A 10,573-nucleotide genomic window follows, 5' to 3' on the forward strand; every position below is an offset into this window, starting at 1 on the left:
GGCACCACGACGGGTCCTGGACTGGACACATCCGCCCGCAGCACACCATGTCGCTGGACACTCCTGCGGGACGGGTATCCGGTGGTGAACCTGTCTGCGGAGAACGCTTGAAGGGCGGGTTCTCACACGACCGGGTGCACCGCCATTCAGATTCAACAACCCAGGTCAGCACGGAGGGCCACCGGTAGAGGCTCCGCTAACGGAGAGCCCTGGCGACACCTAGGTGATTAGTGCAGGCCACTCCTGACATCCGTGTCGTCGACTTTTGAAACTGACAGCCGGAGCGTCTCCGACCCGGCTGACCCAAACGCCGATAACAGAGATTATGTAAACTAGTAGTCTGCGTATTGCATCAGATGAATCAACTCTGCAAGCCTGGCGCCTCTGCCCTGCCGACCGTGAGGAACAGGCATCTGACTTGGAATAACACTGCAGCGACACGGCGCCTCAAGCGTGTCAGCACCGGCTTGGAGTGGCCGTGTTGGTACTCATGGCGGCATCGTCGACACGCCGCTGACCTGCATAAACAACCGTGGTATCTCATTGGATGCATCATTGAATCATTGGGTGTACCGAGAATCATGGGGAGATTCGATGCACATTGACGGATCGGGACGCGTCCAGCTGGTGCAGTCGCTGCCGGTACTGCGTCCCGATGAGCAAGTGCTCCAGCTGATGCTCGACGGCTGGCGCAACCAGCAGCTCTCACGCAACCTCCAGTTCGCCACGATCGACCAGCGGCTACGCTGCGTGCGGAGGTTCTTGGATCACGTCAACGAAGACCCGTGGAACTGGACCCCGGCGATGGTCGAGGAGTTCTCGGCCGACCTGCGAACGGTTAAGCGGGTCTCCCACTCGACGCTCCGCAGTTACCATTCCGCGCTCCGCGCCTTCAGCAGTTACATCAGCAACCCTGATTACGGCTGGGATCGGATCTGCGAGAAGTACTTCGGCACGCACCCTGCCCAGGTCTTCTTCGACTGGAACACCGCTGCCCACGTCCAGGAGTACGACGGCCGCCCCACGAAACGTCCCTACACCCGCGAAGAGATCAGCACGCTCTTCGACCACGCCGACGATGAGGTCGAGCGCGCCGGCGGGTCCGGCCGCAAGGGCTGGCAGGCCGCCTACCGCGACGCGGTCATGATGAAGGTTGCCTACGCCTACGGCCTCCGGTTCAACGAACTGCGGCACCTGCAGACCGTCGACTTCGCCCGCAACCCGCACGCTCGCGAGTTCGGGGCCTTCGGCGTCTGCAAGGTCCGCTACGGCAAGGCGCGACGAGGCTCCCCGCCCAAGCCGCGCAGCGTGCTGACCGTGTGGCGGTGGACGCCCGGCGTCCTCGAGGACTGGCTCGCCAACGGCCGCGGCGAGCCCGGCACGCTGGACCTCTTCCCCAGCGAACGTGGTGGCCTGGTGGTTGAGTCGACGGTGATCCGTCGCGTGCGCCGCTACTGCCAGGAGCTGGGCTTGTCGGACGGACTCGACCTCCACTCGTTTCGACGCTCGTACGCCACTCACCTTCTCGAATCCGGCTGGGACCCTCGATTCGTCCAAGACCAGATGGGCCACGAGCACGCATCGACTACCGGGATCTACCAGTTCGTCTCCGACGAGTTCCGACGCTCCACGCTCAGAAGCGCTCTGGACCGTACGGTGAAGGAATCAATGGCCCGCGGGATCGAGGACGGAGCATCATGAAGCGCAAGGTCGACTACACGTGGCGGCTGGCCGAGCTGATGGCGGCCCGAGGCCTCCACAACACGACGGACCTCATCCCGCTACTGGCCGAACGCGACATCACCCTGTCCCGTCCGCAGGTCTACAGGCTGGTGAACCAGCGGCCGGAACGAATGTCGCTGCAGGTCGTTGCTGCGTTGTGCGACATCTTCGAGTGCACCCCCGCGGACTTGCTCACCACCACGGCTGCCGACGCGCGTACCCGCAAGACCGGCACCGCTGCAACGCCGAACGTGGTCTCGCTCAACCGCAGCGTGCGACCGCGCCGCGCCAACATCCTCGACGAGTAACGGCCTAGGAGCAGCGATGGATCCCGAACCGGTCGGCCTCTCCCCTCGTTCCACCGTGCGCGGGCGACCGCGTACCACCAGCACCCGCAACGACCCCTGCGCGCGTTGCGGCCGGAACATCCCGCGACTCGCGGCGACTTGGCCGGAAGGTCGCCTCTGCAACGTCTGTCACTTCGACGCGATCCACACCCGCGGCACCTGCCCCGAGTGTCTCCAAGAACGCCTGTTGCCGGGGCCGGCTAATGCCGATGGCCACCCGATCTGCTCTACCTGTGCTGCGATCCCCGATGACTTCCACTGCGAACGCTGCGACGTCGAAGCCGGGCACTATCGCGGTCGACTCTGCGCACGCTGCGCCCTGCACGACGACCTCCACGGATTGCTCGGCGGTGAACCGACCGACCCCGTGCTGGTCGGCTTGATTGACGCGCTATGTGACTCGGACCGGCCCGAATCGATCATCGCCTGGAAACGCTCTGCCAAAGTCCAAACCCTCCTGCGTGAACTGGGCGAAGGAACCATCCCCGTCACCCACGAGGGGCTCGACACCGTCCCCGGCAAGACTACAGAGCACCTGCGGGCCCTCCTTCAGTACCACGGCCTGCTCCCCCAACGTGACCCCTACCTGCCCCGATTCGAACAATGGATAACCGCGAAGCTTGACGGCCTCCCGGACGAGGTACGCCAGCCCGTGCAGCACTTCGCCACCTGGCACCACCTTCGCCGGATCCGCGCCAAATCGGCTTCCGGCGCAACCACCCGAGGCCCGGTCCACTCCGCCAAGCAGGAGATCACCGAAACGGTGAAGTTTTTACTCTGGCTGCACGAGACCCATCAACGAACCGCCGCGTCGTGCACCCAACAAGACGTCGAAGAGTGGCTAGCCACCGGGCCGACAACCCGCACGGCAATCAGGACGTTCTTCGTAGTCGCGAAGAAGTCGCACCTCAACACCGCAGTCACGATCCAGCACCGGTCAGCCAAGACCAGTCCGTCGCTGAGCCAGGACCAGCGGCTCGCCTGGATCCACGAGCTCCTCACCGGCACCAGCGAGTCACTCCCCTACCGAGTCGCCGGGATACTCCTGCTGCTCTACGCCCAGCCGCTCGTCAAGGTCGTCACCTTCCCGACCACCATCTTCGACGACGGCAACACGGGCATGAGTATCACTCTCGGCGCGCACCCGACCGACGTTCCCGAACCGTTCGCCTCACTCATTCGCGAGCACCTCGCAGCGCTGCCAAACCTCCGAACCGGCGCCGGGCCCGAGAGCCCCTGGCTCTTCCCCAGCACACTGGCCGGCCGTCACCTGCACCCCAACACCGTCATGGACCGGCTGCGCGACCTGGGCATCAACCTCCTGGGCGCCCGCAACCGAGCCATCGGTGAGCTCGTCCTCGAATGCCCGCCCTCGCTCGTCGCCGAGGTCCTCGGCTACAGCACGCAGGTGGCGTTCCTCCACGCAAGCAAGGCTGCCGAGCCATGGGCCCGCTATGCCGGCCGATCCGTCAGGTCGCCCTGAGCGTCCCGAAAGACGATCCTCATGCGGGTGCTCAACCGGGTCGATGGAGTGATCATCGCGATTCGGGTTGTGATCCGTAGACTCCTACTTATGGACCTTCTAGACCTGGGGCGGATCATTGTCGGGTTGGTGCTGCTGGTGCTGGGCGGGGAGGTACTGGTGCGAGGGGCCTCCGCCTTGGCTCGTCGAGCGGGGGTTTCCTCCCTGGTGGTCGGGCTCACCGTGGTCTCGGCGGCCACGTCGGCGCCCGAGCTTTCGGTGAGTATCGGTGCGGTCCTGCGCGACGAACCCGGACTGGCGGTGGGCAATGTGGTCGGCAGCAACATTGCTAACGTCTTGCTCATTCTCGGCCTCTCCGCTCTAGTTCTGCCGCTGGCCGCGACACAACGGTTGGTGCGCTTTGATCTCCCCCTGATGCTTTCTCTGTCCGCGGCGCTGCTGCTGGTCTGCCTCGACGGGGTGATCAGCGCGGTAGACGGGCTAATCCTGTTCGGTGCCGTGGTCGCTCACACCGTGCTGACCGTCACCATCGGCCGCAGAAGGACACAGTCCAAGGCCCCTGTTATGCAGCTGGCTGAGGGTTCCCCGGGTATCGGCACCTCCGCCCAGGCCCAGAAACTGCCTGTGGCCTCGAGCGGAAAGTCGATTCTGCTCGTGGTGTTCGGAGTTGCTCTCCTGGTAACCGGGGCCACGCTCCTCGTCGAGGGCGCGGTGAACACCGCCACCACGCTCGGGGTGAGCAGCCTAGTGGTCGGTTTAACCGTCGTGGCCATCGGCACATCTCTGCCTGAGCTGGCGACTTCCCTCATCGCCGTGCGCCGTGGCGAACGTGACTTGGCGATTGGCAACGTGGTCGGCAGCAACCTCTTCAACATCGGAGTCGTGCTGGGGGTGCCAGCCATGATCTCCCTCGAGGGCATTCCCGTATCCAGCGCCGCCCTGGCCTTCGATATCCCGGTAATGTTGGCGGCCGCGATCGCCTTGCTGCCCGTAGCCTTCACCGGCTTCACGGTGGCGCGATGGGAAGGCGCCCTGTTCGTAGCCCTGTATCTGGTTTACCTCGGGTATCTCATCCTGGCTGCCACCGCACACGACGCACTGGAAGGATTTACCGCCGTGATGGCATGGTTTGTCCTCCCATTGATCACGGTGACGCTGATCGCCTTCATCGCATACGAAATCGGGCTGCGTAAGGGCCGACAAGGCAGCGGCACAACCCCCCGTCCGTCCTGACCACGAGCCGCTGACTAGATCAACCCGGGCCTGTCAATACCGCGCGCCCCCCCAGGCACCAGATAGTCGCCCCCCCCCCCCCGATCAGCGCCAGACCCAGTGTCTAGTGGCCACCTGCATGGACACCCGGCCTGTAATTCAGATGACGTCACGAGGTGGCCTGAGTATTGGATCAGAGGAATCAACTCTGCAAGCCTCCCCAGCACACTGGCCGGCCATCACCTGCACCCCAACACCGTCATAGAGCGGCTGCGCGACCTGGGCGTCAACCCCTCAGCGCCCGCAACCGAGCCATCGGTGAGCTCGTCCTCGAATGCCCGCCCTCGCTCGTTGCCGAGGTCCTCGGCTACAGCACGCAGGTGGCTTTCCTCCACGCGAGCAAGGCTGCTGAGCCATGGGCCCGATGTGCCGGCCGATCCGTCAGGTCGCCCTGAGCGTCCCGAAAGACGATCCCCATTCGGGACAGCGCCCCCAACCTTTCAGTGGTCGACCATTGCATGGGCGGCATCGGCGATAGTAGCGGCGGACACTTCAGCATGGAGAGTTGACGGAGAATGGGCACTATGAGCGACGACACAAACATCATTGAGATTCCCACTGCCCCAGCAGAACGAGTCGTCACGCCGGCGGAATACATGGCGCGCTTCCACCAGGTGCTCCAGGCACTGGACCTGCCAGCCGAACTGGACGGCACTCACGTGCGGTATGGCGAGATGAGCGACACCGAAGGGGACATGGTGAAGCCCCTGATGCACCTCATTGACGCTCGATTCACTCACGTCCGGCACGAGGGTGCGGTCACGTCCGCCTGAGGACGACCACGCTGATCAAGGCAGCTTGTCGTGTGGACCCCACATAAGAGTTGAGGCCTTTCTCGAGACTCATGGTGAGCCCGTCCTTTCGAGGATCCCGAATCGGACAGCCTCCACGGCTCATGCGCGTGAACGTAACGTTGCTGGTTGAACCACTGCGTGGGATGAATCCACAAAATTTTAGCTGTGGAGGGCATCGACTTCGTCGCGGATCTGCTGCCCTCTTAACTTCGTCATCGAGATGAACTGCATATTGACGGCCGCCCTCGCTTGCTCTTCGTTCAGACCGAACTGTTCTTGCAGAGCTTGGCGAGCAACCGTGCTCATCGGCAGACGAGAGAACGACGTCTAGGAATTTGTGAGGGTCGTCGATCGCCCGAAGAAGTCCTTCCAAGACGCGCAGTTGGCCTGCGCGCTGGAACTCCCGCTCAGCGTCATCCGTTTTGGACCTCCTCGAGTTTTCCGTGGGTATGCTCCACACCGCCATATGGACATTGTCAGCTCCGCAAGCCTTCGCAACAGACACCGGGAGCTGCCGGAATGTCTGAAAGTTGATGAGCGCTGACTTTGTCCGAGGGGGGGGCTCCGTTGATGGGAAGACCAAACGCTGAGTCTGCCGAGAAGCCAGCTCACCTGCCGCGGGGTAGATGTTAGATACTGCACACGCAGGAATACTCGCCCTGACACTTTTTCGGTGGCGATCAGTGTCGTCGATCAGCAAGGATGCCGTCATTGATCTCTGCTCGTTCAGCCGCGCACACTTGGGATGCGGTCGAAAGGGAAGGAATCCGCGGTAGAGGACGTCTTCAGGCGTCGACGACCACCGTGGTGATCAGCGGGGAGCGCCGGTAGTTGCGCTCCAGGTGGCGGCCCACGGTGTCCGTGATGAGCTTCTCCAGCTCATCCAGGTCATCGATGTCCTGGCCAGCGATCTTGCCCAGGGCGGTCTTGACCTTCTCCGCAGCGGCATGGAAGATCTGCTTGTCCTGGATGAAGCCCTTGGTGACGAACTCCAACGGCTCGGCGAGCTGGTTGGAGTCGGGATCCACGAGGGCCACGATGGTGATGGCGCCGCCCTCCTGGAGCAGGGTGCGCTCCTTGAGGGTCTCCTCGGTGACCTTGCCGACGGTGTGGCCGTCCACGTAGACCAGCCCTGCCTCCACCTGGCCGGAGACCTTCGCCTGGCCGTTGACCAGGTCCACTGTGGTGCCGTCCTTGACCACGAGCACGCGCTTGGGGTCCACACCGGTCTTCACGGCCAGCTCGGCGTTGGCGTGCAGGTGCTTGGACTCGCCGTGCACGGGCATCACGTGGGTGGGCTTGACGATGTTGTAGCAGTAGACCAGCTCGCCGGCCGAGGCGTGGCCGGAGACGTGCACCTTGGCGTTGCCCTTGTGCACCACCTTGACGCCGAGGTCAGTGAACTTGTTGATGATGCCGTAGATGGCGTTCTCGTTGCCCGGGATCAGCGAGCTGGCCATCAGCACGGTGTCGTCGGCGCTGAGCTTGATCTGGTGGGTGCCGCTGGCCATGCGGGACAGCGCGGCCATCGGCTCGCCCTGGGAGCCGGTGCAGATCAGGGTGATCTTGTTGTCCGGCATGGACTGCAGCTTCTTGAAGTCCACCACCAGGCCGCGGGGGATCTTCAGGTACTCGAGCTCGCGGGCGATCCCCATGTTCTTGACCATGGAGCGGCCCACGAAGGCGACCTTGCGGCCGGCGGCGTGCGCGGAGTCCAGGACCTGCTGGATGCGGTGCACGTGGCTGGCGAAGCTGGAGACGATGATCCGCTTCGGGGCGGTGGCGAAGACCTGGTCGATGGCCGGGGTCAGGTCCCGCTCGGAGATCGTGAAGCCGGGGACCTCGGCGTTGGTGGAGTCGGTGAGGAACAGGTCCACGCCCTCCTCACCCAGGCGGGCGAAGTGGCGCAGATCGGTGATGCGGCCGTCCAGCGGGAACTGGTCCATCTTGAAGTCGCCGGTGTGCAGGATCAGCCCGGCGGGGGTGCGGATCGCCACGGCGAGGCCGTCCGGGATGGAGTGGTTCACGGCCACGAACTCGAGCTCGAACGGACCGGCCTGGTGCTTGTCCTCGGCCTCCACGTGGATGGTGGTCGGGCTGATCTTGTGCTCGGTGAGCTTGGCGGAGATGAACGCCAGGGTCAACTGCGAGCCGATCAGGGGGATGTCCGGGCGTTCCTTGAGCAGGTACGGCACGCCGCCGATGTGGTCCTCGTGACCGTGGGTCAGCACGATGCCGACCACGTCATCCCAGCGGCCCTGCAGGGAGGTGAAGTCCGGCAGGATCACGTCGATGCCGGGCTGGTGCTCCTCCGGGAACAGCACGCCGCAGTCCACGATGAGGAGCTTGCCCTCGTACTCGAAGACGGTCATGTTGCGACCGACCTCGCCCAACCCGCCCAGGGGTGTAACGCGTAGGCCCCCGGAGGGCAGGGAGGTCGAGGACGTGGACTTACGGGGCGAACGGGGCAACTGATCACGCTTTCATCATTGGGACGGTAGTGCAGGGAGCAGGGCCAGCTTCGAGCCCCAAGCCACACCAGAGAGACTCGCAAGGAAACGGCACCACAGACCTCGGCTCCCGCGGCCAGGGTGATGCTCCAACAGGATGACCACCCTTCCCTTACGTACGGGTAGAGTCAGGCTAGCAGGCGATTCCACGTGGACACGACACGGATCCCTAGTCGCTCCATCGGTCTCATCGTTGGCCGGCGCAGCGCCCTGGGTTCTGCCGACCTTTCGGTCCCCGTGGTCTCACAGTTCCAGGCACTGCACATCGTCACGAGGATCGGGAGAGTACCGCCATGCCCGCTTCCCCACGACGACGTGCAAGCCCTAACGCTCTTGGGGTTGCATCGGTTCTAAGCCAGCAGCACACCCGCGTCTACCGATCCGCCGATGGAGGAACCCTTTGACACGTGTTGATGTCATGCCCCGCAGCAGTCAGATCCGCCCGGTTTTCGAGGTGATGCGGATGGCCTCGCGGCTGCGGCTGGCCGAACCGGAGCTATTGGGCTTGAAGGCTCTCATCCGGGCAGGGGACCACGTCTTCGACATTGGTGCCGCCTACGGCATGTACACTTTTCCGCTCGCGCACCTGGTGGGGCCAGGCGGCAGCGTGCATTCCTTCGAGCCACAGCTCGAACATCATAGATGGCTGAAGCTGGCCCTACGGTTTCTGCGCACCCGGCACGTCTCCGTGAACTTAGCAGCACTGGGAGCCACACCGGGAGAGCACCCCTTAGCCTCGATCCACCGACGCGGGTTCAGGCCGGAGTGTGATTCCGGAAGCACCGGGTGAATCGATTTTGGGCGTGAGGAAGTAACCGGCCTCGCTGCCGGTGGTGTTCCACTGTTGGTCCTTCGGTCGTGCCGGGGCGCGGCGTTCGGTCGGTTGGCTATGCCGATTGTGGTGGCGGGTGGATGGCGGTGAAGAGCCGTTCGAGTCCCTGTTGCCAGGGCCAGGCCTCGGGCAGTCTGATTCGAATTTTGCGGGCGCTGGAGGCGATTCGGGCCGGGATGTTCACGAGTCTGGCCCGGATGGTGCCGGTGCGGGCTTTGGTGAAGGTGCCGGCGGCGAGGATCCCGGCGGTGCGGGTGAGGTTGTAGGCCATCACCGCGCAGACCAGCCAGGCGCTGTTGGCCCCGAAGTGGCCGGAGGGCAGGTGGGCCAGGGCGCTGTCTTTCAGGTCGGCGTTGACTTGCTCGATGATCGCGTGTTGCCGGTGGGTCCGGTCCGCGGCCACCGTGTCCAACACTTCCGGATCCACGGTGGTGAAGAAGGCGTGGAACCGGTGCGTGTCGAACAACGTCGGCTGCCCGTCGTCCTGCCTGAGGTTCAGTTCTGGGATGCGGCGCACCACCAGCCGTCCGGGGATCCGTTCGGCTTTCTTCCTCGAGGTGAACGCGGTGAAGGACACCTCGGCGACCTCGGCTTTGGAGGCCCAGGTGCCGGTGGTCTCGTCGTAGATCGCCTCGGGGTATTCGATGCCGGTCCAGGCATCGTCGGCGATGGTGGCGATGGCGGCCTTGACCGCCAGATTCATCCGCACGGTGACCGAGACGTCGGCACCGGCTTTCAACGCGGTGGCCACGGTGGCGTGCCCGTAGAAAGCCGAGTCGGCACGGACCAACATCCGGGCGCCAGAGTCCGGAGGCAGTCGCTTGAGCGTGGCCAGCGCGTCGGCGATCAACCGGCAGGCCCCGCGTGGGGAGCCCACCGCTCCGCGACGCAGACGCTGACCCAAGATCACCGGGGCCGCAGTCTCGGTGCTCGCCGTGGCCAGCAAGGCGTTGAGTCCACGCACGCCCGAGTATCCGTACCCGGAGCCCTGCTTCTGATAGCCGTGGACCTCGATGATCGTGTCGTCCACATCCACATAGACGAACTGTCCGGCGCCGGGGCTTCCCAGCACCGATGCACTGACGGAGAGGTTGGCCAACAGCCGGGAGGCGACCGCGTCGAGCTGGCGGACGTGCCCGAAGGTGAACGCACGCAGGAACGAACCCAGGGTCGAGGGCGCGTAGCAGGCGTTGAAGATTCGTTTCATCGCCCCGTGGCGCAGGATGGCCATGTCGTCGATCGAGTCGGCTCCGGCGCACATGCCGGCCACCAGGGCCGCGATCTTGGCCCCGGCGTTGGCGCCCTTGTCGGTCGGCACCGTCAATCGCCCCTTGGCCAGCTGGTGCAGGCCGGCCTCGGCGGCCAGCTCCATCATCGGCACCAGTCCGGCGGAGCCGATGAGGTTCGGCTCGTCGAAGGAAGCTGACAGTGCGGAACGGGTGTGGGAAACTTGCATCTGCGAGATGCCCTCTCATCGCGGTGGAACGGAACCTTAGACAAGTGCCATTCTTCCCGGTCAGGGTCAAGTCCCGGGCAGTGGTGTAACGGTCTGATCCTTCGTTGGGGTTGTCAGGCGCTGAGTTCGAGGGTGGTTTCCGGTTCGGTGGTCACCT

9 protein-coding genes are annotated in these 10,573 nt (G+C 64.3%); 6 read left to right on the plus strand and 3 right to left on the minus strand.

Annotated elements, in window-relative coordinates; genetic code table 11:
- Nucleotides 1-594: 594 nt before the first annotated feature.
- From AB0333_RS16680 to AB0333_RS16700, 5 genes are all read left to right on the plus strand, one after another.
- On the plus strand, nt 595-1,701 hold the full coding sequence (locus AB0333_RS16680; RefSeq protein ID WP_366219803.1) for a site-specific integrase: 1,107 nt from the start codon (nt 595-597) through the stop codon (nt 1,699-1,701).
- Nucleotides 1,698-2,030, plus strand: a complete 333-nt coding sequence (locus AB0333_RS16685) for a helix-turn-helix transcriptional regulator (protein WP_366219804.1) — start codon at nt 1,698-1,700, stop codon at nt 2,028-2,030. Before AB0333_RS16680 ends, AB0333_RS16685 begins: the two co-directional genes overlap by 4 nt.
- A 16-nt stretch (nt 2,031-2,046) precedes the next feature.
- The gene (locus AB0333_RS16690; protein WP_366219805.1) at nt 2,047-3,552 is read left to right on the plus strand and encodes a recombinase XerD; all 1,506 of its coding nucleotides are present in this window, start codon (nt 2,047-2,049) and stop codon (nt 3,550-3,552) included.
- A 90-nt stretch (nt 3,553-3,642) separates the two neighbouring features.
- Nucleotides 3,643-4,785 (plus strand): calcium/sodium antiporter, encoded by a 1,143-nt coding sequence (locus AB0333_RS16695; protein ID WP_366219806.1) that lies wholly within the window; start codon nt 3,643-3,645, stop codon nt 4,783-4,785.
- A 563-nt stretch (nt 4,786-5,348) separates the two neighbouring features.
- Nucleotides 5,349-5,597, plus strand: coding sequence for a hypothetical protein (locus AB0333_RS16700; RefSeq protein ID WP_366219807.1), 249 nt, complete (start codon nt 5,349-5,351; stop codon nt 5,595-5,597).
- 180 nt (nt 5,598-5,777) lie between these two features.
- On the opposite strand, the gene AB0333_RS16705 is transcribed toward AB0333_RS16700, so the two are convergent.
- The gene (locus AB0333_RS16705; RefSeq protein WP_366219808.1) at nt 5,778-5,924 is read right to left on the minus strand and encodes a hypothetical protein; all 147 of its coding nucleotides are present in this window, start codon (nt 5,922-5,924) and stop codon (nt 5,778-5,780) included.
- A 479-nt stretch (nt 5,925-6,403) separates the two neighbouring features.
- A complete protein-coding gene (locus tag AB0333_RS16710) occupies nt 6,404-8,089 on the minus strand; it encodes a ribonuclease J (RefSeq protein ID WP_366219809.1) in 1,686 nt (561 codons plus the stop codon).
- Between the two features lie 439 nt (nt 8,090-8,528).
- On the opposite strand from AB0333_RS16710, the gene AB0333_RS16715 reads away from it, so the two are divergent.
- Entirely contained in the window at nt 8,529-8,918 is a 390-nt protein-coding gene (locus tag AB0333_RS16715) for a hypothetical protein (RefSeq protein WP_366219810.1), read from the plus strand.
- 97 nt (nt 8,919-9,015) lie between these two features.
- On the opposite strand, the gene AB0333_RS16720 is transcribed toward AB0333_RS16715, so the two are convergent.
- Complete coding sequence (locus tag AB0333_RS16720) at nt 9,016-10,416, minus strand: IS1380 family transposase (RefSeq protein WP_366219811.1); 1,401 nt, start codon at nt 10,414-10,416, stop codon at nt 9,016-9,018.
- Between the last annotated feature and the right edge of the window lie 157 nt (nt 10,417-10,573).

Origin of the sequence: Citricoccus sp. NPDC079358, assembly GCF_040702545.1 — a bacterium.
Lineage (GTDB): Bacteria > Actinomycetota > Actinomycetes > Actinomycetales > Micrococcaceae > Citricoccus.